Source organism: Streptomonospora halophila, assembly GCF_039542725.1.
Taxonomy (GTDB): domain Bacteria; phylum Actinomycetota; class Actinomycetes; order Streptosporangiales; family Streptosporangiaceae; genus Streptomonospora; species Streptomonospora halophila.
The window spans coordinates 215,274-237,162 of the sequence record NZ_BAABIK010000003.1 but is presented as its reverse complement, the minus strand read 5'-3'; the positions used below and the strand labels follow the sequence as shown (position 1 = coordinate 237,162).

The 21,889-nt window shown below is 72.3% G+C and carries 23 protein-coding genes; 3 read left to right on the top strand and 20 right to left on the bottom strand.

Annotated features, from left to right (window positions below; genetic code table 11):
- Nucleotides 1-34 precede the first annotated feature (34 nt).
- The 8 genes from nuoF to ABEA15_RS04555 all read right to left on the bottom strand — a co-directional run bounded on the left by nuoF (nt 35) and on the right by ABEA15_RS04555 (nt 7,668).
- Nucleotides 35-1,333: an NADH-quinone oxidoreductase subunit NuoF gene (gene nuoF / locus ABEA15_RS04590; protein ID WP_345555614.1), complete on the bottom strand. Its 1,299-nt coding sequence runs from the start codon at nt 1,331-1,333 to the stop codon at nt 35-37.
- Nucleotides 1,330-2,034 (bottom strand): NADH-quinone oxidoreductase subunit NuoE, encoded by a 705-nt coding sequence (gene nuoE / locus ABEA15_RS04585; protein ID WP_344141969.1) that lies wholly within the window; start codon nt 2,032-2,034, stop codon nt 1,330-1,332. Before nuoE ends, nuoF begins: the two co-directional genes overlap by 4 nt.
- Entirely contained in the window at nt 2,031-3,329 is a 1,299-nt protein-coding gene (locus ABEA15_RS04580; RefSeq protein ID WP_345555613.1) for an NADH-quinone oxidoreductase subunit D, read from the bottom strand. The genes nuoE and ABEA15_RS04580 overlap by 4 nt, the downstream gene beginning before the upstream one ends.
- Complete coding sequence (locus ABEA15_RS04575; RefSeq protein WP_345555612.1) at nt 3,326-4,111, bottom strand: NADH-quinone oxidoreductase subunit C; 786 nt, start codon at nt 4,109-4,111, stop codon at nt 3,326-3,328. Before ABEA15_RS04575 ends, ABEA15_RS04580 begins: the two co-directional genes overlap by 4 nt.
- A complete protein-coding gene (locus tag ABEA15_RS04570; protein WP_344141973.1) occupies nt 4,108-4,668 on the bottom strand; it encodes a NuoB/complex I 20 kDa subunit family protein in 561 nt (186 codons plus the stop codon). The genes ABEA15_RS04575 and ABEA15_RS04570 overlap by 4 nt, the downstream gene beginning before the upstream one ends.
- A gap of 87 nt (nt 4,669-4,755) precedes the next feature.
- Complete coding sequence (locus ABEA15_RS04565; RefSeq protein ID WP_344141975.1) at nt 4,756-5,115, bottom strand: NADH-quinone oxidoreductase subunit A; 360 nt, start codon at nt 5,113-5,115, stop codon at nt 4,756-4,758.
- Between the two features lie 150 nt (nt 5,116-5,265).
- Entirely contained in the window at nt 5,266-6,591 is a 1,326-nt protein-coding gene (locus tag ABEA15_RS04560) for a geranylgeranyl reductase family protein (protein ID WP_386698870.1), read from the bottom strand.
- Nucleotides 6,592-6,957: 366 nt separating this feature from the next.
- A complete protein-coding gene (locus ABEA15_RS04555; RefSeq protein WP_344141978.1) occupies nt 6,958-7,668 on the bottom strand; it encodes a demethylmenaquinone methyltransferase in 711 nt (236 codons plus the stop codon).
- A 291-nt stretch (nt 7,669-7,959) separates the two neighbouring features.
- Here ABEA15_RS04555 and ABEA15_RS04550 point away from each other — a divergent pair, with 291 nt between their 5' ends.
- The gene (locus ABEA15_RS04550) at nt 7,960-9,216 is read left to right on the top strand and encodes a hypothetical protein (RefSeq protein WP_345555640.1); all 1,257 of its coding nucleotides are present in this window, start codon (nt 7,960-7,962) and stop codon (nt 9,214-9,216) included.
- 58 nt (nt 9,217-9,274) lie between these two features.
- On the opposite strand, the gene ABEA15_RS04545 is transcribed toward ABEA15_RS04550, so the two are convergent.
- On the bottom strand, nt 9,275-9,718 hold the full coding sequence (locus tag ABEA15_RS04545) for a DUF4229 domain-containing protein (RefSeq protein ID WP_345555611.1): 444 nt from the start codon (nt 9,716-9,718) through the stop codon (nt 9,275-9,277).
- A gap of 379 nt (nt 9,719-10,097) precedes the next feature.
- Between ABEA15_RS04545 and ABEA15_RS04540 the strand changes: the two genes are divergently transcribed.
- Both ABEA15_RS04540 and ABEA15_RS04535 read left to right on the top strand, forming a co-directional pair.
- Nucleotides 10,098-10,298, top strand: a complete 201-nt coding sequence (locus ABEA15_RS04540; protein ID WP_040275033.1) for a BldC family transcriptional regulator — start codon at nt 10,098-10,100, stop codon at nt 10,296-10,298.
- 117 nt (nt 10,299-10,415) lie between these two features.
- Nucleotides 10,416-10,766 carry a PLD nuclease N-terminal domain-containing protein gene (locus ABEA15_RS04535; RefSeq protein WP_344141980.1) on the top strand — a complete coding sequence of 117 codons (351 nt, stop codon included), beginning with the start codon at nt 10,416-10,418 and terminating at the stop codon, nt 10,764-10,766.
- A gap of 125 nt (nt 10,767-10,891) precedes the next feature.
- Here ABEA15_RS04535 and ccsB read toward each other — a convergent pair whose 3' ends face one another.
- The 11 genes from ccsB to ABEA15_RS04480 all read right to left on the bottom strand — a co-directional run bounded on the left by ccsB (nt 10,892) and on the right by ABEA15_RS04480 (nt 21,825).
- Nucleotides 10,892-11,956 (bottom strand): c-type cytochrome biogenesis protein CcsB, encoded by a 1,065-nt coding sequence (gene ccsB, locus ABEA15_RS04530; protein WP_344141981.1) that lies wholly within the window; start codon nt 11,954-11,956, stop codon nt 10,892-10,894.
- A 3-nt stretch (nt 11,957-11,959) separates the two neighbouring features.
- Nucleotides 11,960-13,594 (bottom strand): cytochrome c biogenesis protein ResB, encoded by a 1,635-nt coding sequence (gene resB / locus ABEA15_RS04525; RefSeq protein ID WP_386698945.1) that lies wholly within the window; start codon nt 13,592-13,594, stop codon nt 11,960-11,962.
- On the bottom strand, nt 13,591-14,415 hold the full coding sequence (locus ABEA15_RS04520) for a cytochrome c biogenesis CcdA family protein (RefSeq protein ID WP_345555610.1): 825 nt from the start codon (nt 14,413-14,415) through the stop codon (nt 13,591-13,593). Before ABEA15_RS04520 ends, resB begins: the two co-directional genes overlap by 4 nt.
- Nucleotides 14,412-15,065 (bottom strand): TlpA family protein disulfide reductase, encoded by a 654-nt coding sequence (locus tag ABEA15_RS04515; protein ID WP_345555609.1) that lies wholly within the window; start codon nt 15,063-15,065, stop codon nt 14,412-14,414. Before ABEA15_RS04515 ends, ABEA15_RS04520 begins: the two co-directional genes overlap by 4 nt.
- Before the next feature lie 441 nt (nt 15,066-15,506).
- The gene (locus ABEA15_RS04510; protein ID WP_156000746.1) at nt 15,507-15,710 is read right to left on the bottom strand and encodes a helix-turn-helix domain-containing protein; all 204 of its coding nucleotides are present in this window, start codon (nt 15,708-15,710) and stop codon (nt 15,507-15,509) included.
- Between the two features lie 236 nt (nt 15,711-15,946).
- Nucleotides 15,947-16,744, bottom strand: coding sequence for a phosphatase (locus ABEA15_RS04505; RefSeq protein WP_345555608.1), 798 nt, complete (start codon nt 16,742-16,744; stop codon nt 15,947-15,949).
- A 250-nt stretch (nt 16,745-16,994) separates the two neighbouring features.
- Nucleotides 16,995-18,176 carry an acetoin utilization protein AcuC gene (locus tag ABEA15_RS04500; protein WP_344141986.1) on the bottom strand — a complete coding sequence of 394 codons (1,182 nt, stop codon included), beginning with the start codon at nt 18,174-18,176 and terminating at the stop codon, nt 16,995-16,997.
- A 137-nt stretch (nt 18,177-18,313) separates the two neighbouring features.
- The gene (gene proC, locus ABEA15_RS04495) at nt 18,314-19,108 is read right to left on the bottom strand and encodes a pyrroline-5-carboxylate reductase (RefSeq protein WP_345555607.1); all 795 of its coding nucleotides are present in this window, start codon (nt 19,106-19,108) and stop codon (nt 18,314-18,316) included.
- Between the two features lie 105 nt (nt 19,109-19,213).
- Nucleotides 19,214-20,149, bottom strand: a complete 936-nt coding sequence (locus tag ABEA15_RS04490) for a proline dehydrogenase family protein (protein ID WP_345555606.1) — start codon at nt 20,147-20,149, stop codon at nt 19,214-19,216.
- A gap of 105 nt (nt 20,150-20,254) precedes the next feature.
- Nucleotides 20,255-20,983 carry an ABC transporter permease gene (locus ABEA15_RS04485; protein WP_345555605.1) on the bottom strand — a complete coding sequence of 243 codons (729 nt, stop codon included), beginning with the start codon at nt 20,981-20,983 and terminating at the stop codon, nt 20,255-20,257.
- Nucleotides 20,980-21,825 (bottom strand): ABC transporter ATP-binding protein, encoded by an 846-nt coding sequence (locus tag ABEA15_RS04480; RefSeq protein WP_345555604.1) that lies wholly within the window; start codon nt 21,823-21,825, stop codon nt 20,980-20,982. The genes ABEA15_RS04485 and ABEA15_RS04480 overlap by 4 nt, the downstream gene beginning before the upstream one ends.
- Nucleotides 21,826-21,889 lie beyond the last annotated feature (64 nt).

Genomic DNA, 21,889 nt, shown 5'->3' with positions numbered 1-21,889 from the left:
GGCGCCGCCGGCGCTGCGGGCGCGGGCGCCGCGGTCATGCCGTGCCTCCCCACACCGTCGACTTGCGGTGGTCGAACGGGCAGCCGCCCCGGGTGACGTGGTCGATGTACTCCTTGCGGAAGTACTTGATGGAGCTCATCACCGGGCTGGCGGCGCCGTCGCCGAGCGCGCAGAAGGAGCGGCCCAGCAGGTTGTCGCAGATGTCCAGCAGCTTCTCCAGGTCGGCCTCGGTGCCTTCGCCCCGTTCGAGGCGGTCGAGCACCTGCACCATCCAGTAATTGCCTTCGCGGCACGGGGTGCACTTGCCGCAGGACTCGTGCGCGTAGAACTCGATCCAGCGGCCGACGGCGCGGACGACGCAGGTGGTCTCGTCGAAGATCTGCAGGGCGCGGGTGCCCAGCATGGACCCGGCCGCACCGACGGACTCGAAGTCGAGCGGGGTGTCGAGGTGCTCGTCGGTGAAGATCGGGGTGGAGGACCCGCCGGGAGTCCAGAACTTCAGCTCGTGGCCTTCGCGCACGCCGCCCGCCATGTCCAGCAGCTCGCGCAGCGTGATGCCCAGCGGCGCCTCGTACTGGCCGGGCCGGCGCACGTGGCCCGAGAGGGAGAAGAAGCCGAACCCGGCGGACTTCTCGGTGCCCATGGAGGTGAACCACTCGGCGCCGTTGCCGACGATGCCGGGGACGCTGGCGATGGACTCGACGTTGTTGACCACGGTGGGCGAGGCGTAGAGCCCGGCCACGGCGGGGAACGGCGGCTTGAGCCGGGGCTGGCCGCGGTAGCCCTCCAGGGAGTCCAGCAGCGCGGTCTCCTCGCCGCAGATGTAGGCGCCGGCGCCCGCGTGCACGACCACGTCCAGGTCGAACCCGCTGCCCAGGACGTCGGGGCCGATCAGGTTGGCCTCGCGGGCCTCCTCGACGGCCCGCTTGAGGCGGCGGATGACGTGCAGGACCTCGCCGCGCACGTAGATGAACGCCTGGCTGCTGCGGATGGCGTAGGCCGAGATCGCGACACCCTCGATGAGGGCGTGCGGGTTGGCCAGCATCAGCGGCACGTCCTTGCAGGTGCCGGGCTCGGACTCGTCGGCGTTGACGACCAGGTAGCGCGGGTTGGGGTTGTCCTTGGGCAGGAAGCCCCACTTCATCCCGGTCGGGAACCCGGCGCCGCCGCGGCCGCGCAGGCCGGAGGCCTTGACCAGGTCCACGATCGTGTCGGGCTCCATGGTCAGCGCGGTGCGCAGCGCCTCGTAGCCGCCGCCGTCGCGGTAGCCCTGCAGGGTGAAGGAGTCGGGGCGGTCCCAGTTGGCCGAGAGGACCGGCGTAAGGGTGGTCACGTGGCGCTCCCTTCGTCTCCGGTCGGGGCGCCCGCGGCGCCGGGCTCGGGGGCGCTCCAGCCGCGCTCGCGCGCGAGCCTCAGCCCCTGGAGGGAGGGTTCGCCGGCCTGGGTGCCCTCGTCGGCGCGGCCGTCGGAGAACCCGGCGAGCAGGCGGCTGGCCTCCTTGAAGGTGCACAGCCGCTCGGGTCCGCGGGTGGGCCGCACGTCCTCGCCCAACCGCAGGTCGTCCACCAGCCGCTTGGCCGACTCGGGGGTCTGGTTGTCGAAGAACTCCCAGTTGACCATCACCACCGGCGCGAAGTCGCAGGCGGCGTTGCACTCGACGTGCTCGACGGAGACGCGGCCGTCCTCGGTGGCCTCGTCGTTGCCCACGCCCAGGTGCTCCTTCAGGCCGGCGAGGATCTCGTCGCCGCCCATGACCGCGCACAGCGTGTTGGTGCACACCCCGACGTGGTACTCGCCCGTGGGGCGGCGCTTGTACATCGTGTAGAACGTCGCCACGGCGGTGACCTCGGCGGTGGTCAGGCCCAGCTGCTCGGCGCAGAACCGGATGCCGGCCTGGGAGACGTAGCCCTCCTCGGCCTGCACCAGGTGCAGCAGCGGCAGCAGGGCCGAGCGCTCGCGCGGGTAGCGGGCGACGACCTCCTTGGCGTCGACCTCCAGCCGCCCGCGGACCTCGTCGGTAAAGGTGCTGCTCACCTGTCCACCCCTCCCATCACGGGGTCGATACTGGCCACCGCGGCGATCACGTCGGCCACGGATCCGCCCTCGCACATGGCCGCGACCGACTGCAGGTGGTTGAACGAGGGGTCGCGGAAGTGCACGCGGTAGGGGCGTGTGCCGCCGTCGCTGACGGCGTGGCAGCCCAGCTCGCCCTTGGCGCTCTCCACTGCGGCGTATGCCTGCCCGGCCGGGACCCGGAAGCCCTCGGTGACGAGCTTGAAGTGGTGGATGAGGGCCTCCATCGAGCCGCCCATGATGTGGGCGATGTGGTCGGGCGAGTTGCCCAGGCCGTCGTCGCCCAGCTCCAGCCGGGCAGGCCAGCCGATCTTGGCGTCGTCGATCATGATCGGGCCCGGGCGCAGCCGGTCGAGGCACTGCTCGACGATGCGCAGGCTCTGGTCCAGTTCGGCCATGCGCACGCGGTAGCGGGCGTAGACGTCGCCGCCGTCGGAGACCGGGATGTCGAACTCGTAGTTCTCGTATCCGCAGTAGGGCTTGGCCTTGCGCAGGTCCCAGGCGAGCCCCGAGGCGCGCAGCAGCGGGCCGGTCACGCCCAGCGCCATGCACCCGGACAGGTCCAGGTGCGCGACGTCGCGGGTGCGGGCCAGGTAGAGCGGGTTGGCGTCGAGGAGCTTGCGCATCGCGGTGATGCGCTTGGGCATCTCCTTCAGCAGCTCGCGGATCTTGGCGACGGCCCCGTCGGGCAGGTCCTGGGCGACGCCGCCGGGGCGGATGTAGGCGTGGTTCATCCGCAGGCCGGTGATGAGCTCGAAGATGTCGAGCACCATCTCGCGCTCGCGGAACCCGTTGGTCATGACCGTGGTGGCGCCCAGCTCCATACCGAAGGTCGCCATCGCCACGAAGTGCGAGGACATCCGGTTGAGCTCCATCATCAGCACCCGGATGACGTCGGCCCGCTCGGGGATGCGGTCGGTGATGCCCAGCAGCCGCTCGACCGCCAGGCAGTACGCGACCTCGTTGAAGATCGGCGTGAGGTAGTCCATGCGGGTCACGAACGTGGTGCCCTGCGTCCACGTCCGGAACTCCATGTTCTTCTCGATGCCGGTGTGCAGGTAGCCGATGCCCACCCGCGCCTCGGTGCAGGTCTCGCCGTCCAGGGTGAGGATGAGCCGGAGCACTCCGTGGGTGGAGGGGTGCTGCGGGCCCATGTTGACCACGAGGCGCTCGGCGTCGCTGCCCTGCGCCTTGGCGATGACCTCGTCCCAGTCGCCGCCGGAGGCATCGATGTAGTCCTCTGTGACGTTCGTCATTGGTATGACCTCCGCTCGTCCGGCGGCGGAATGGTTGCACCGCGGTATTCGACCGGGATCCCGCCGAGCGGGTAGTCCTTGCGTTGGGGGTGGCCGTGCCAGTCGTCGGGCATCTCGATGCGGGTGAGCGCCGGGTGCCCGTCGAAGACGATCCCGAAGAAGTCGAAGGCCTCGCGCTCGTGCCAGTCGTTGGCCGGGTAGACCTCGACGACCGAGGGGACGTGCGGGTCGGCGTCGGGGCAGGCCGTCTCGACGCGGATCTCGTTGTTGTGGGTCAGCGAGCGCAGGTGGTAGACCGCGTGCAGCTCGCGCCCGGTGTCGTCGGGGAAGTGCACTCCGCTGACACCGGTGCACAGCTCGAACCGCAGGTCGGGGTCGTCGCGCAGCAGGCGGGCGACCTCGCGCAGGTTCTCCCGGCGCACGTGGAAGGTGATCTCGCCGCGGTCGACCAGGACCCGCTCGACCGCCCGGGTGCCCGGTGCGCCCTCGGCGCCCAGCGCCCGCTCCAGGGCGTCGGCGATCCCGTCGAAGGACGCCGTGCGCGGGTCGTCGGGGTCGGTGAAGGGGCGCCGGGAGGAGGCGCGGGGCGTCTTGCGCACCAGCAGCCCGCCGTAGCCGGAGGTGTCGCCGGTGGTCTTGGCGCCGAACATCCCGGTGCGGGCGACGGGCGCATTGAGGCGCTCCTCACCGGCGCGCGCCGGGAGGTTCTCCTCCTGCTCGGCGTGCTCCTCGTCGCGGTCGGGGCGGCTGCCGTTGCCGTTGCCGTTGCCGTTGAGACTCACCGTCCCGCCACCTCGCTCGGGTTCAGCAGGGGGAGCTCCCGGCGCAGCCGGCGCTCCTCCTCTTCCTCGATCTCGGCCTTGCGGTGCGCGCCGAGCTTCTCGTTCTGCACCTTGTCGTGCAGCTTGAGCACGGCGTCGAAGAGCATCTCGGGCCGCGGCGGGCATCCGGGCAGGTACATGTCGACCGGCACGACGTGGTCGACGCCCTGCACGATCGCGTAGTTGTTGAACATGCCGCCGCTGGAAGCGCACACGCCCATGGCGATGACCCACTTGGGCTCGGGCATCTGGTCGTAGATCTGGCGCAGGACGGGGGCCATCTTCTGGCTGACCCGGCCCGCCACGACCATCAGGTCGGCCTGGCGCGGCGTGGCGCCGAACTTCTCCATCCCGTACCTGGCGATGTCGTAGTGCGGTCCGCCCGCCGACATCATCTCGATGGCGCAGCAGGCCAGTCCGAACGTGGCCGGCCACATCGAGCTCTTGCGCACCAGCCCGGCGATCTGCTCGACCGTCGTCAGCATGATGCCGCTGGGCAGTTTCTCCTCAAGCCCCATCCGGCGAACCCCCTTTCTGGTGCGTCGTCTGCGTGCGTCGGTCCGCGGCCTCGCGGTGTCGGGGCGCCGCTCGGCGCGCCCGGGTGCTCACTCCCACTCCAGTCCGCCGCGCCGCCATTCGTAGGCGTAGGCGATCGACACGTTCACGAGGAACAGCACCATCGCGATCAGCCCGAAGACACCGAGCTCGTCGAAGTGCACGGCCCACGGGTAGAGGAAGATGATCTCGATGTCGAAGACGATGAACAGCATCGCCGTGAGGTAGTACTTGATCGTGAAGCGGCCGCCGCCGGCAGGCTGGGGCGTGGGCTCGATGCCGCACTCGTAGGCCTGCATCTTGGCGCGGTTGTAGCGCTTGGGCCCGGCGACGGCGCCGGCGACCATCGAGACCCCGACGAACGCGGCTCCGATGGCGGCGAGGACGAATACCGGTGCGTACAGCTCCATGGCTAGGCGTTCCCCTCAATGCCCGCGGGGCGTGCCGACTCCGGCGCCCGGCACGCGGGCGCGGCGTTTGCACGCTCGCTTGTGAATGCGTTCACGTACTCGCGCGAACGGTGCGATGGCTCGACGGTGTGCATGTCTCCGCCTTTCGCCTCAGGCCGCCGGCGCCATCTTGGACAGACCGTTGATCACGCGGTCCATGGCGTCGCCGCGGCTGGGCTCGGTGAGGTTCGCGAGCATCTTCAGCGCGAACCGCATCAGGGTGCGCTGCGGCAGCCCGTACTTGGTGGCGTACTTCATCAGTTCCGGGTTGCCGATCATCTTCACGAAGCAGCGGCCCAGGGTGTAGTAGCCGCCGTAGGTCTCCGACAGGATCCGCGGGTAGCTCAGCAGCGTGCGCTCGCGGGCCTGCTGGGTGGGCCGGGCGTGCGCCTGGACGACGACGTCGGCGGCGATGCGGCCGGCCTCCATCGCGTAGGCGATGCCCTCGCCGTTGAACGGGTTGATCATGCCGCCGGCGTCGCCGACGAGCATCAGCCCGCGCGTGTAGTGGGGCACGCGGTTGAAGCCCATGGGCAGCGCGGCGCCGCGGATCTTGCCGTCCTGGTTCTCCTCGGTGAACCCCCACTCGGCGGGCATGCCGGCGGTCCAGCGCCGCAGCAGCGAGCGGTAGTCGACGTCCTGGAAGGAGGAGGTGGAGTTGAGGATGCCCAGCCCGACGTTGCTCCGGCCGTCGCCGACGCCGAACACCCAGCCGTATCCGGGCAGCAGGACCTCGCGCCCCTCGCTGTTGTCCCACAGCTCCAGCCAGGACTCCAGGTAGTCGTCCTCGTGCCGGGGGCTGGTGAAGTAGGTGCGCACGGCGACGCCCATGGGGCGGTCGTCGCGCTTGCGGATGCCCATGGCCACCGAGAGCCGCGAGGAGTTGCCGTCCGCTGCGACCACCAGGGGTGCGCGGTAGGTGACGGGCTCGCGGTCGGCGTTCTTGGCGGTGACGCCGACGATGCGGTTGCTGCGCGGGTCGATCACCGGACCGGTGACGTTCGTACGCTGCAGCAGGCGGGCGCCGGCCGAGACCGCGCGCTCGGCGAGGATCTCGTCGAAGTCCTCGCGGGTGCGCACCAGGCCGAAGCCGGGGTACTCCGCGAGGTCGGGCCAGGGAAGCTCGATCCGCACGCCGCCGCCGATGATGCGCAACCCGTGGTTGCGGATCCAGCCCTTGTCCTCCAGCGAGACGCCCATCGCGGTGAGCTGCTTGACGGCGCGGGGCGTCAGGCCGTCTCCGCAGACCTTCTCCCGCGGAAACGCCGTCTTCTCCAGCAGGAGGACGTCGAGCCCGGACTGTGCGAGGTAGTAGGCGGCCGTGGATCCGGCGGGCCCGGCTCCGACGATGATGACGTCGGCCTCGGCCTCAGGCCGGCCCCGGACGGACAGGGGGGCGGGTGCTGTCTCGGTCACGAGTTGGTCCTTGGCGTGCATGGCGCGGTGGTGCGCCTCGGGGGTGCGCGCACGGCGCTTCGCGGCTGGTTTGCGGCTGGGTTTCCGGCGGAGCCGGGGTGCTATGTACGACTCGTCTGTTTGTGAAGGGCTTCACAAGCCCCTGTGATCCAGAGTCTAGACCTTTCGTCCTGCTGGGGCGACCCCCAAGGCGCATTCATCTTGTTTCGCCGCTTTCGCCGACAAAAGCGGCGTTCGACTCACCAGCAGGAAAAGTAAGGCAAACCTACGTCCGATTTATCATGGTTTACCCCGGAAGCACCGAAATACGGCAACGCGCCGCGAACACGGCGTTCGCGGCGCTGGAGAGGTTCCCGGGGCGCGGTAGGGCGGTCGCGGTGGGCCGGTTCAGCGGCGGCGGTGGCCCCGGTGCAGCGCCACCACGCCGAACGTGAGGTTGCGCCAGGCCACCGACTCCCAGCCGGCGCCGATCAGCCGCTGGGCGAGCGCGCGCTGGTCGGGCCAGTCCATGATCGATTCGGAGAGGTACTCATAGGCCTCCGTCCGGTCGGTCGCCAGCCGCGCGATCTTGGGCAGGGCACCCATCAGGTAGGTGCCGTAGACGCGGTCCAGCGCGCCGACCGGCAGGTGGCTGAACTCGCAGACCACCAGGCGGCCGCCGACCTTGGTCACCCGGCGCAGCTCGCGCAGGGCCCGGTCGCAGTCGTTGGTGTTGCGCAGCCCGAAGGAGACGGTGACCGCGTCGAAGGTCTCGTCGGCGAAGGGCAGCGAGAGGGCGTCGCCGGCGACGAAGGTGACCCCGCGGCGCGAGGCGCCGCCGCGGCGGCGGGCGCCGACCCGGAGCATCCCCTGCGAGAAGTCGCAGGCGACGACGCGCGCGCCCTTGCGGGTGAAGGACTCCGAGGACGTGCCGGTGCCCGCGGCCAGGTCCAGGACCAGTTCGCCGCTGTAGGCGTCGACGGCCTGCACCGTTGCGCGCCGCCACAGGCGGTCCTGGCCCAGCGAGATGACGTCGTTGACGAGGTCGTAGCGGTCGGCGATGCCGTCGAACATGCTCGCGACGTCGGCGGGCCGCTTGTCGAGCTCAGCGCGGGTCATGCGTCCACTCTAGAGCCGCCGCGGAGTGGGCGGCGCCGCGTAAACGGCCTGCCGTGCGCGAACCGCCCCAAGTAGTTACTCTGTGTCGTTAATCGAATCCTTTTCGTGTCTGCTGGCCGACGCGCCGATCCGCTGCGGCGCACCCGCCCGCGTCCGCATGCCATCGCAGCACCCCGCTCACGCAACCGAACCCGGAGGTCTCCCGTGCCCACAGACCGCCGCGCCGACGGCCCCGCACCCGACCGCGCCCGCCGCGGCAGCACAGGCCCCTCCCGCCGGGCCTGCGCCGCGCTGACCGCCGCGCTCGCGGCCGCAGCACTCGCCGCACCGCCGACCCTGGCCCCACCCGCCGCCCTGGCGGGCCTGCGCCACTCCGGCGTCGTCGGCGAGCGCCCGGTCGCCTGGACCCCGCACGTCCTGGACGGCCGGGTCAAGGCGGTCGCGCCGGTCGGCGACCTCGTGGTGGTCGCCGGGCGGTTCGACCGGGTGGCCGCCCCCGACCACGGCGACACCGTCGAGCGGCACAACATCTTCGCCTTCGAGCGCGGCACCGGCGCCATCAGCGACCACTTCGCGCCCGAGGTCGACGGCACGGTCACCAGCCTGGTGCCCGGGCCCGGCGCCAGCGTCTACATCGGCGGCAGCTTCGACCGGGTCGAGGGCCAGGACCTGCCGGGCGTCGCCCTGCTGTCCACCGACGAAGGCGAGCCTGCGGGGTCCTTCGACGCCGGGGTGGCGGGCGGCTCGGTCTATCGCATCGACGCCCGCGGCGGGGAACTCTACCTCGGCGGCGCCTTCGACACCGTCGGCGGGGAGAGGCGCCGCGGCCTCGCGCGGGTCGACGCCCGGACCGGCGCGGTCGACCCCTCGTTCGACATCGCGCTCTCCGACCCCCGTCGCGGCGGCCTGCGCGTGCAGGAGCTGGCACTGAGCCCGCGCGGGGACCGGCTGGTGGTCGCAGGCACTTTTACGCGGGCCGAAGGCAGGAACCGCCACCAGATAGCCGTCATCGACACCGCCGCACGCCCGGCCGCGCTCGCCGACTGGTCCACCGACGCCTACGCCGAGCCCTGCGACTACAGCCGCATGCACACCTACATGCGCCAGATCGACTTCGCTCCGGACGGCTCCTACTTCGCGGTTGTGACCGCGGGCGGGCCCGAGCGCAAGCCGGGCCTGTGCAAGACCGCGGCGCGCTGGGAGACCGGCGCCGGCCCCGGAGCGGAGCCGACCTGGGTCAACCACACCGGCGGCGACTCGCTGTACGCGGTGGAGGCCACCGGCGCGGCGGTCTATGTCGGCGGGCACCAGCGCTGGATGGACAACCCCGAGGGCGACCACGACGCCGGCCCGGGCGCGGTGCAGCGCAGCGGGATCGCGGCCGTCGACGCGCGCACTGGGCGGGCGCTGCCGTGGAACCCGGGCCGCAGGCCGCGCGGCCACGGTGTCGAGGCGCTCACCTCGGCGCCCGAGGGGCTCTATGTCGGCAGCGACACCACCGGGCTTGCGGGCGCCTACCGGGGCAGGCTGGGGATGTTCCCGCTGTGACCCGGGCGGGCCGCGGTACAGGGCGCTACGGGACGGGGCCGCGGGGGGCCGCCGGCGCTCAGCCCGCCTCCTGGCGGGTGTCCGTCCGGGGAGCCGGCTCGGGGGCTCCCCCGGCGGTCCCGCCGGCCTCCGGCTCGTGCGGCTGTCCGGCGTCCGCGTCGGCGGTCCCGGCCCAGGAACGCGCTTCGCCCTCGCCGCCGTCACGCTCGGCGGCCGCACCGTCCGCGGCGGCTTCCGCCGCCTCTTCGCTCCGCACCTCGTCCTCCTTGGCGGCGCCCGCCTCAAGACGGCGCCCCATCCCGCGCAGGCGGCCGATTCCGCCGGCGACGGCGCCGGACACCGCGTCGCGCTGCCGTGACAGCAGCACGAAGCTCACCAGCCCGCTGATCAGCACCGCCATCGCCGCGGCGAGCAGCCCTCGGGCGCCCAGCAGGTAGAGGATCGCGAAGGTCACCGCGAACAGCAGCAGGCGCGCCGCGGTGTAAGCGAGGACGCTACGCATGAAAACCGCCTCACAACGGATCATTCGGCAATAGATTGAGGACCGGGCGATACGGCCGGGGGCGCCGAGCACCCGCGCAGGCCGTGCGCGCGTGCCGGCGGTTCGGCTCATTGCCAGGGTACGGCCCTGACACCGGCGGACGCGCGCACCCCCGGTGCGGGGGTCGCCCGCGGCGCCTCGGGCGACACGGAACCGGTCATGGGATCGATGCGATCCGGCCTTCCGAATTGGAGGTTACGTTCCGGTCACATATCGGGTGCCCGACCCCAGTTCCTCTCTGTTTTTACGAAAACTAGGGAGGAAACGGACTAACTCATGCACACTAGGGGATCAAACGCCCGCCTCCCCCCAAGTCGACTGGCGGGCCCGAAGGGGGATTGTGAAGGTGGAAAGAGGAAGCGAACGCTTGCTGACCCCTGGAGAGGTGGCCTCCCTCTTCCGAGTCGATCCGAAGACCGTGACTCGGTGGGCCGCATCGGGGCGGATCAGCAGCATCCGCACCCCCGGAGGCCATCGCAGGTTCCGGGAGTCCGAAGTCCGCGCCCTGCTGCACGGAGAACCGACAGAGTCCACGCCCTGACCGCCGTCCGCACCGCCGCATGCGCGTCGGAGCCCATCAGGCGGCCCCGCTCCCGCCACCACCGGGCTCCCGCGTTCGTGCGGAGCGTCCTCGGACGATCCCGGATAGGCTGAAACCATGGTGTGGCTCGCTGGCCTAATCACGCTGCTCACGATCGTGGTCTGGGTATACGCGTTCTTCGACGCGCTCACCAGTCCCGCAGCGGAAGTACGCAATCTGCCCAAGATCCTCTGGCTGATCATCATCGCGCTGTTCACGCCCGTCGGCCCCTTGCTCTGGCTGTTCCTGGGCCGCCCTCGGGAGTCGGATGCGCCCGAACCCGCGGCGCCGACCGCCCAGACCGCTTCGCTGGACCACCTCGATCCCGCGGACTTCAACCAGTCGTCCGACCGTGATCGACCGCTCGGCCCGGACGACGACCCGGAGTTCCTGCGCAAGCTGAACCGGCGCATCAACCCCGAGGAGTAGCGCTGCACCGAAAGAGCGTGCGGAACGCCCGACCGGGCGCGCCGCACGCTCCGCCGGTTCCCGCTCCGGCGGCACGGCGCACAGGACGTGCGGCCGGAGCGCGGGGGCGTCGCTGAGCCCGCGGGTCAGGCGTAGCTGTGCAGGCCGCTGAAGACGAAGTTCACGGCGAAGAAGTTGAACAGCAGGCAGGCGAAGCCGGCCAGCCCGATCCAGGTGGCCGTGGAGCCGCGCCAGCCCGCGGTCGCGCGGGCGTGCAGGTAGGCCGCGTACACCACCCAGGTGATGAAGGACCACACCTCCTTGGGGTCCCAGCCCCAGAAGCGGCCCCAGGCCTCGTCCGCCCAGATCGCGCCGGCGATGATCGCGAACGTCCACAGCGGGAACGCCAGCACGATGAAGCGGTGCGACACCCGGTCCAGCAGCTCGGCCGCCGGCAGCTTGGCGGCGACGCCCGCGACCCGCTGCCCCGCGGCGCGCTGGAGCTCGGCGCGGTTGGCCAGCAGATGGGCGACCGCTGCGGCGCCCGCCACCATGAACCCGCCGGTGGCGACGATCGCCGCCGAGACGTGGATCGCGATCCAGTAGGAGTGCAGCGCCGGGATCACCGGACCGGCCTCGTTGTAGAGCCACCGCGCGGCGATCCCCAGCAGCAGCACCACCGGGACCAGCACGAAGGTGCCCAGGAAGCGGGCCTGGTAGCGCACGACCGCGAACAGGAACGCGGCCACGCTGCACAGGCAGATCGCCACCACGAACTCGAACATGTTGCCCCACGGCCACCGGTCGGCCGCCAGGCCGCGGGTGGTGATCTGGGCCGCGTTGAGCAGGAATCCCAGTGCCGTGACGACCACCGCCACGCTGCCCACGACGTGCTGGGCCGCGCTGGCCTCGGGCTCCTCGCGGCGCACGCTGACCGACATGTCGTCGGTGCCGCTCCCGTCCGCGTCGAGGTCCAGCTCCACCGGGCCTCCGCCGGCGGAGGCCGTCGCTCCGCCCGGCGCGGCGGCCGCGCCGGCGGCGGCCGGCATCAGGCGGTTGGCGCGCAGCTTGCGCCGGCGCCCGTATGCGGCCTCGATGGCGAAGAGGAACAGCGCGATCGCGTAGACCACGATCATCGCGATGATCAGTCCGTCGCTGATCGAGGACATCCGGCTGTCCATCGCCGTGTCCGCGGCGAGCGTGTGCACCACCGGCTACTCCTTCGTGCCTGTCTCGGTAGCGGGACCCTCCCGCAGCCGGTCTCTCAGCGAGGTGGCGAAGCTGTGGAAGTCCGCGGTCAGCGCCGCGTTCTCGCTCTTGCCCAGGCCTGCCACCTCGACGACGGTACGCCCGTCCTCGCGCGCCCGGGCCCGCACCCACACCCGGCGCGGGCGCACGAACAGCGTCGCCAGCAGTCCGAGCACCGCCGTCGATGCCGCGGCCAGCGCCGGAAGCCGGGCGGGGTTGCTGTTCACCTGCATGCTGATGTAGTCGCTGTAGCCGGTGAACGTGACCGTGCCGGCGCCGTCGGGCAGCTTCCAGGAGTCGCCCGGCCGCAGCTCGGGCGACTCGCCGAGCCGGTTCATGTCCTCGGTGTTCAGCTGGTACACCGACTGCGAGGCGCCGCTGTCCAGGCCCAGGTCGCCCCGGTAGCCGGTGAGGGTGACCACCGGGTCGCGCGCGGCGGGGAAGTCGGAGACGAGGTCGCCGCCGGGGCCCTTCGCGGCAGAGGGCAGGAAGACCGAGGTGAACCCCAGCTGCTGCTCGCCGGCGTCGGGCACCTTGACCACTCCGTCGGAGGTGAAGGTGCGCTCCTGGCGGGCGATGAACGGCACCGGCTGGTCGAACACCACCTCGCCCTCGCTGTTCTTCACCTCGAACTCGGGCGCGTAGCCGTGCCCGAGCAGGTAGACCTGAGCGCCGTCGACCGAGAGCGGGTGGTTGACCTCCAGCCGGTGGTCGCGCTCGGGCGCCTCGGGCGAGGACCGGTAGGACAGGTCCGCGGTGTAGGAGGCGGCCTGCCCGCTCATCTCCCCCTCCTGCACGTAGGAGACGTCGAAGTCCTCCACGGTGAACGAGAACGGCTGGAGGTCCTCCTGGTCCACGGCGGTACCCGGGAAGTAGGAGTCGTAGGAGGTGACGGTGTTGGCGAACCCGTCGCCCTCGACGACCAGCATGTTCCCGCGGTAGCTGAGGAAGGACCCGGTCGCCAGCGCCGCGAGCAGGGCCAGCAGCGCCAGGTGGAACAGCACGTTGCCGGTCTCGCGCAGGTAGCCGGTCTCGGCCGAGACCGACCGCGCTCCGGTGCGGCCGTCGGTCTCGGTGCGGATGCGGTGGCGCGTCAGCAGGCCGCGTGCCCCGGCGAGCACCTGCTCGGGGCCGGCCGCGGTCGTAAAGGACGCCGAGTAGGGCATCCTGCCCAGGTTGCGGGGAGTGCGGGGCGGCGGGGCGCGCATCGCGCGGTAGTGGGCCAGCGCGCGCGGCAGCACGCACCCGGTCAGCGACACGAACAGCAGCAGGTAGATCGCCGCGTACCAGGGCGAGGAGTAGACGTCGAAGAGGTAGAGGCGGTCCAGCCAGGGCGCGAGGTCGGGGTGCTCGGTGAAGTAGTTGTTCACCTGCTCGACGCTGACGCCGCGCTGGGGCAGCATCGACCCCGGGATGGCACCCACCGCCAGCAGGAACAGCAGGATCAGCGCCGTGCGCATCGAGGTGAGCGTGCGCCACGTCCAGCGCGCCCAGCCCAGCACGGACAGCGCGCCCGGCACGGGAGGCTGCGGGTCGGCGGGGCGGCCGGTCTCGGCGGCGGCCGGCTCGGATGCGGAGGTCGGTTCGAAGGCCACTGCTATATCACCGTCGTGTAGTCGGCCACCCACCGCTGCATGAACGCGGTGATGTCGGTCCACAGCCCGGTGGCCAGAAGGAGCCCCACCGCCACGAGCATCGCGCCGCCGGCGACGGTGATGGCCCGGTAGTGGCGCTTGACGCGCTCGAAGGCCCCCAGGGCGCGCCGGTAGAGCAGGGAGGCGGCCACGAACGGCAGTCCCAGGCCCAGGCAGTAGACGAGAGAGAGCAGCGCGCCGCGGCCGGCGCTGCCTTCGGTGAAGGCGAGGGTCTGCACCGCCGCCAGGGTCGGCCCGATGCAGGGCGTCCAGCCCAGCCCGAAGACCACGCCCAGCAGCGGGGCCCCGGCCAGGCCTGCGCCGGGGACGCGGTGGATGCGGATCTCGCGGTTGAGTCCGGGCACCGCGCCCATGAACATCAGGCCGAGCAGGACGGTCACGGCGCCCAGGACGCGGGTGATCGGCTCGGCGTAGTCGAGCAGCAGGCCGCCGACGCCGCCGACGAAGACGCCCACGGCCACGAAGACGGCGCTGAATCCGGCGATGAACAGCAGGCTGCCCGCGAGCATGGTGCCGCGGCGGCGCTGGAGCACCGCGTCGACCGGCTCGGCCTCCGGCTCGGCGGCGGGGTCGCCGCCGGCGGTTCGGGCCGCCGCGCGGGCGCGGCGCCGGGCGGCGATGTCGGCCCCGCTGAGCCCGGTGACGTAGGAGAGGTAGCCGGGTACCAGCGGCAGCACGCACGGCGACAGGAACGACACCAGCCCCGCGGCCAGCGCCAGCGGGGCGGCGAGCAGCAGGGAGCCGTGCTGGACCGTCTCGGCGATCATGCCGGGTCCGGGGTGCCGGGACTGCCGCCGGAGGCGCCGGCCGCCGCTCCGCCCTCCTCGGCGGCGACGGGCTCGACCAGTTCGCTCAGCTCGTTGTAGCTGGTCTCGCCGATCACCCGGGCGGCGATGCGGCCCTGCCGGTCGACGACCAGGGTGCTGGGGATGGCGGCCGGCGGCACCGTGTCGCGGAAGGCCTGGGCGACCTTGCCGGGCTGGTCGTAGAGGCTGGGGTACTCGACGTCCTGGTTCTCCTCGAAGGCCTGGGCCGCGGCGCGGTCGTCCTTGATGTTCACACCGAGGAAGGCGACGCCGGCGTCCTTGTTCTCGGCGTGGACCTCGTTGAGGACGGGGACTTCGGAACGGCAGGGCCCGCACCAGCTGGCCCAGAAGTTCAGGACCAGGACGTCGCCGCGGTAGTCGGCGAGGCTGACCGCCTCACCGCCGAGGGTCTCGCCGGAGACCTCGGGGGCGGGCTCGCGGTCGCCGGGCGCGAATGCGGTGCTGGAGCCGTCGCCGGCGACGTAGCGGTCCTCCTGGGACTCGCCGCCGCCTCCCGAGCTCTGCGCGGTCCCGCTCTGGGCGCAGCCTGCGGCGAGGGACACCGCGGCGGCCGCTGCGGCGAGTACCCGGACGCGGGTCTTCCTGGGCATCGGCGGACCTCAGTCGGGGAGGAGGCAGGGTGACAGGTGCATCAACGACAAAGTGTAGTAGACGCTCCGGCACCCCTTCGGGCCCCCCGACCCATCCCGCCCGGTCCGCCGTCCGGGCGCGTGCGCCCACCCGCGGGGCGATGGCGGATAACACCGCCCCCGGCGGGCGACGCCGCAGGCTGCTCACGGCGTTCTGATGGATCGCCGTCCTATCGCGCGACGCCCCGGCACCGCTCTCGCTGCGTTCCCGTCGGTCGGCAGGGGGCCGCCCTGCCTCCCTCCTCGGCCTCACGAGAGCGGCACAGCCCCCGCTCGGCGACACCGGCGGAGCCCGCCGAGTAGGGGCTGTCGCGGCGCCCCGCACCGCAGCGGCACTTCGCACATCGGGCGCAGGGCGCACCCGAGCGCGCCGCTCGCTGCGGCGAGCCCGTCGAAGGCGCCCTAGCCCGCTTCGACGAACGCCTCGCGGAGGTAGTCCTGCACGGCACGTTCGGGTACGCGGTAGGAGCGCCCCACGCGGATCGCGGGGAGCGCGCCCGAATGGACCATTCGGTAGACCGTCATCTTGGACACTCGCATGACCGAGGCGACCTCCGCCACGGTCAGGAACCGGACCTCGTCGAGAGGAGCCTTACTCCCGTTCATCTTCCGACGCCCTCACTTCCGGACGTGAGCGTGGATGTCCCTGCCTCTTACATCCGGCGGTGCGGAGCCATCGCCCCGCCGGCGTGTCGTTCGGTAACTGCTGGCACGTCCGATTTCAGGGTAGATCCGTGGGCACGGCATTGAAAGGTCGGGTTTGCTGTCTCTGCAGCTACATGAGAGTCGGGGGTCACGTGAGGTTTAGGAGTGGGTAAGCCCTCGGGCCCTCCCGGCGCCGCTCAGGCCAGTCCCGCCCTCTCCAGCACGTATGCCGCCAGCGGCCGGTACTCGGGTGGCGCGTAGCCGTCGTCCAGGGGCACCGTGGTCAGCAGTTTTCCCTCGTATTCGGCCAGGAACAAAGCGGGATCATTGCAATCCGCAAACCCGATGGTCGGCACACCGGCCTCACCCGCCGCACCCGCGAACCCGTGGTCGGCGATGACCAACTGCGGCCACTGCCGACCGTCGTCGGCCATGGCCTGCAGCGCGGCGCGCATGGCGAAAGGGTGGTGGCTGTGCCGCGGGCTGCCGCCGTCCATTACGAAGCCGACGCCGTCCTTCCACACCAGCACGCGGCGGTTGGGCGGGTGCTCGGTGGCGACCTCGTAGGAGTAGCCGGCCGCCGCGGTGACGACCTCGCAGCCGCGGGACTCCAGGGCGGCCTTCCAGGTGCGGTAGGTCTCGGCGAGGTTCTTGGGGTGGCCGGTGGCGAACATGACGCGCTCGCGGCGGCGCGCGGCCTGGGCCAGGCGGTCGGCCGTGCCGTCGAGCGCGTCGACGGTGCGGTCGGGGTCGATGGTGTCGATGCCCCATTGATGGGCCTCGTCGGCGACCACGCCGCAGCGCTTGGACATCAGCGCGAGCACCTCGTCGAACTGCCACTCGTGCTCGAAGGTCAACCCGAACTGGTAATAGGGGTCCTTGTGGCACAGCCGCCGGTAGTGCCGCAGATTGTTCTGCCTGGGTGTGTCGACGTGCCCGGCGATTCCGGTGCGCACGAGATAGGCGACGAGCTCTGCGCGCGAAGGCGGCGTCACCAGCGATCCCCTTCCCTAATGACCGGCGTCTGCGACCCGGCGTCCGGCGGCCCGGTGGGTGCCCGCCCCGCCCGTGCAAGGGGAGGGCACACGGTCTAACGAGGCGTCATACCCCTTTCATGACATGTTCAACTTTGCGTTCCGCCGGTGCTCCGGGGTGGGCGGCGCGGCGCCGACCGGGTTTCGGCCCGGCCCGACCGGCGTGCGCGGGTGTCCGGATCCCGCCGGGCCCTCCGCTCGGCCGCGGCCGCTAAAGGCTGGGGTCCATCCCGTGGCTGGGGAAGACCTCGCGCCTGGTGGCCTGAATGGCCTGGTCCACGCGGTCCTCGGGGTCGAACCCGGCCTCGAACGGCGTGACCTCGACCGTGCGGCCGTCGGTCATGTACAGCGGGGGGACCTCGCCGGTCCGTTCGCGGACGAGGTCGCGCCAGCTCTGCGGGGTCTCCAAGTCCGGGTCGATCCCGGCGCCGGAGGCCTCGGCCAGCAGGTGGGTCCAGGCCCGCGGCACGACCTGCACCAGCTCGTAGCCTCCGCCCCCGAGCACGACCCAGCGCCCGCCGGCGGTCTCCTTGGCCAGGCGGTGCAGCGCGCTGTAGGTGCGGCGCTGGCCGTCGAGGCTGAGCATCAGGTTGGCGAGCGGGTCCAGCGCATGGGTGTCGGCGCCCTGCTGGGTGACCAGCACCTCCGGCTGGAACTCGCGCAGCAGCGGCGGGACGACGGCCTCGAACGCCCGCAGCCAGCGGGAGTCATTGGTTCCGGCGGGAAGGGCGACGTTGACCGCGTAGCCCTCGGCGCCGGGGCCGCCGGTCTCGGACGGCCGCCCGGTGCCGGGGAACAGGGTCATCGGCGACTCGTGCAGGCTGATCGTCAGCACCCGCGGGTCGTCGTAGAACATGGCCTGCACGCCGTCGCCGTGGTGGACGTCGACGTCGACGTAGGCGACGCGCTTGGCGCCCTGTTCCAGCAGCCAGGCGATGGCCAGGGCGGCGTCGTTGTACACGCAGAAGCCCCAGGCGCCGGCCGGCATGGCGTGGTGCAGCCCGCCGGCGATGTTGGCGGCGTGCTCGGACTCGCCGTTCCACACGGCCGAGGCCGCCTGCACCGAGGCGCCCGCGACCAGGGCCGAGGCGTCGTGCATGTCGGGGAAGACCGGGTTGTCCGACGTGCCCAGGCAGTACCGGTCGTCGGGCTCCAGGGTCGTGCCCGCCCGCTTGACCGCCTCGATGTAGTCGGAGTCGTGGACGAGGCCGAGCAGGTCGTCGGAGGCGGGCTTCTCGATCGGGCGCAGCGCCACATTGGGCCGGTCGAACACCCCGTACTCGCGGCTCAGGGCCATCGTCAGCTCCACCCGGACCGGCGCCAGCGGATGCTGCGGACCGAAGTTGTAGGAGGTCAGCCCGTCATCCCAGGCGACGTGCAGCGAACAGGCCATGTGCCCCTCCCGCCGAGCGGATAGCGTCTGCGCGGGTGTGTGGGGAGTCACCCGCCTCGTCCCAGCCTAGTCAACGCCCGCGGGGGCGGCCGCCAGCGGGGCGCCCTGCCCGGCCGCCGGCCTGGAGGCCGGTGCCCTCACCCCTCGGAGAGTTCGCGGCTGCGTTCGCGGGCGGCCTCGATCGCGTCGGTGAAGGCGGTGCGCACGCTGTGGCGCTCGAGCTCGCGCACCGCCGCGGCGGTGGTGCCGCCGGGCGAGGTGACGGCCTCGCGCAGCACCACGGGGTGCGCGCCGGGGTCGTCGAGCATCGCGGCGGCGCCGCCGATGGTCTGGGTGACCAGCTTCTTGGCCGCCTCGCGGGTCATGCCCATGGCCACGCCGGCCTCGATCATGGTCTCGGCAATGAAGTAGAAGTAGGCCGGGCCGCTGCCGGAGATGGCGGTGACGGTGTCCATGTGCCGTTCGGCGACCCGCACGACCTCGCCCACCGAACGCAGCAGGGACTCGGCGTGGTCGAGCTGGTCCGCACTCGTGTGTGCGCCGCCGGCGACGGCGGTCATGCCGCGGCCCACCAGCGCGGGGGTGTTGGGCATCGCGCGCACCACGGCGACCTCGCCGGAGAGGTGCTTCTCCAGCAGCGACGTGGTGATGCCCGCCGCGATGGAGATGACCAGGGTGTCGGGGCCGATCGCGCCGTCGAGCTGGTCGAGCAGGTCGACCATGTCCTGCGGCTTGACCGCGAGGATGAGCGCGTCGGCCCGGTCGGCGGACTCGGCCGAGGAGACGGCGGCGACGCCGTAGCGCTGCCGCAGCGCCTCGCTCCGCGCCGGGTCGGGCTCGGTGACCAGGACCCCGCTCGGCTCGTGCCCGGTGGCCAGCAGCCCGGCGAGCAGAGCTTCGCCCATCTTGCCGCCGCCGATGATCGCGATCATGACCTCACCCCATAGCGTCCGCCTTTTCCTCAACGCTACCGAGGCGCGGGTCCGCGGCGCACCCGCAGGCCCCTGCCTGGGGACGGCCGTCCGCGGGCGGCGCGCTCACCGGCGGCGCAGTACGGAGCGCGCGGCGAAGGCCGCGTTGGCGGGGCGCTCGGCCATGCGCCGCACGAGGTAGCCGTACCAGTCGGCGCCGTAGGGGATGTAGACGCGCATGCGGGCTCCCAGGTCGGCGAGGCGGCGCTGTTCGTCGGGGCGCGCGCCGTAGAGCATCTGGTACTCGAAGCCGTCGTAGGTGCGGCCGAATCGGCGGGCCAGGGTGGTCGCGATGTCGATCAGCCGCGGGTCGTGCGTGGCCACCATCGGATAGGCCTCGCTGTCCATCAGCCGTCGCAGCGACCGCACGTAGGCGGCGTCGACGTCGCGGCGCGCGGTGTGGCCGGTGACGGGGTCGGGCGCGTAGGCCCCCTTGCACAGCCGCACCCGCGCCCCGGGCTCGGAGACGACGGCGGCGGTGTCGCCCTCGGTCCGGTGCAGGTAGGCCTGCAGCACACACCCCAGCCAGGGGTGCTCCGGGCGCAGCGAGGCCACCAGCCGCAGCGTGGGGGCGACGTGGCGCTCGGCCTCCATGTCGACGGTCACGGTGGTTCCGGCCTCGGCGGCCGCGGCGCAGATCCGGGCGAGGTTGTCGGCGGCCAGCCGCGGCCCCTCGCCGCCCAGCGCCAGGCCGACGGCGGTCGGCTTCACCGACACCTCGGCCGAGTCGGTCAGCCCGGCCTCGCTGAGCCGGTGGAGCAGGTGCAGGTAGCCCTTGGTGATCTCCTCGGCCTGGGAGGGGTGCTCGGTGTCTTCGCCGAGGTGGTCGATCGAGGACAGGATGCCCTTTTCGGCGAGCTCCCCCGCTGCGCGCACCGCGTCCTCGGCGTGCTCGCCCGCCACGAAGCGGTCGACGACGCCGCGGGTGAGCCGGGTGCCCGAGGCGAGCGCCCGCAACCGGTCGCTGCGCGCGGCCGCCAGTAGTGTCTGCCGCAGAACCATCCCGATCTCCTCACTCGCCGGACTCGCCTCGTGCCGCGCCGCCTCCGAGCCTAGTGGCGCCCGGCCGGGGCGTCCGCGACCGCCGCCGTGCGGCCCCGGCGCCGGTCACGGCGTGCGGCGCCGCAGCGTGGCGGCACCGAGGACCAGGGCCAGGACCGCGCATCCCAGCACGACGCCGGTGTTGGCCATCAGGTCGCCGGTCACGTCGGTGGAGGAGGCGGCGTCGCCGATGGCCTCCACCGCATAGGACAGCGGCATCGCATACGACAGCGCCTCCAGGATCGCCTGCATGTCCTCGCGCGGCGCGAACAGGCCGCACAGCAGGATCTGCGGCATCACGAACGCGGGCATGAACTGCACGACCTGGAACTCGGTGCGCGCGAACGCGCTGGCGAACAGGCCCAGCGCGATACCCAGCAGCGCGTCGGCCAGGGCGATGGCGCCGAGAACCCACAGCCCTCCCTCGATCTCCATGCCCAGGCCCAGCGCCGCGGCCACCACGACAGTCACCTGGACCACGGCCACCAGCCCGAAAGCCGCCGCGTAGCCGAACAGCAGGTCGAGCTTGCCGACCGGCAGCGTCATCAGCCGCTCCAGGGTGCCGCTCTGCCGCTCGCGCAGGGTGGCCATGGAGGTCACCAGGAACAGGACGACGAACGGGAAGACGGCCACCAGCTGCGGGGCGAGGCGGTCGAAGAACCGCTCGTCGTCGAAGACGTAGCGCAGCAGGGCCAACAGCACCGCCGGCACCGCGACCAGCAGGACGACGGTGCGCGGGTCGTGCCTGAGCTGGCGCAGGATGCGTGCGGCGGTGGCGGCGGCGGCCGGGCTCACGACCGGGCTCCGGTGTCAGCGGAGCCGCCGCCGGGCCGCTCGTGGCGCCCATGGCCGCCGGTAGGGCCGCCGGTGCCCGGCCCAGGCGTGCGGGGTGCGGCGCTCGGCCCGGCGGCCCCGGCCGACTCGCCGCCGCGGACCAGCCGCAGGAACGCCTGCTCCAGATCGGGTGTGCCGGTGCGCTCGCGCAACGCGTCGGGGGTCTCCGCGGCGACGACGCGGCCCTCGCGCATCAGCAGGAGTCGGTCGCAGCGCCCGGCCTCGTCCATGACGTGGCTGGAGACCAGCAGGGACGTGCCGCTTCGGCGCAGCGTGTGGAACATCTGCCACAGCTCCTCACGCAGGACGGGGTCGAGGCCGACGGTGGGCTCGTCGAGCACGAGCAGCTCGGGCGAACCGAGCAGCGCGACGGCGAGACTCGCGCGGGCGCGCTGGCCTCCCGAGAGCCGGCCGACCTGCTGCTTGCGGGACTCGGCGAGCCCGGTCTCGGCCAGCACCCGCTCGGCGTCGGAGCGGGGCGCGCGCAGGACCGCGGCGAAGTACCGCAGGTTCTCCGCGACCGTGAGGTCGGCATAGACCGAGGGGGTCTGCGCGGCGTAGCCGACCCTGCGCCGCAGCCCGGGGTGGCCCGCCGGCCGCCCCAGCACGGTCACCGTGCCCCCGGCGACCACCTGCACGCCCATGATCGCGCGCATCAGCGAGGACTTGCCGCAGCCGCTCGGCCCGAGCAGGCCGGTGACCTCGCCCGGCGGGATGCCGAAGTCGACACCGCGCACCGCCTCGCGCCCGCCGCGGACGACACGCAGACCCTGCGCGTCGATCACCGGCGCGGAACCGTCCATGCGTCGAACGTAGCCCGCGGCGCGCCGGCGCACAACGGCCCCCGGCGGCGCGCGCAGGGCGCGG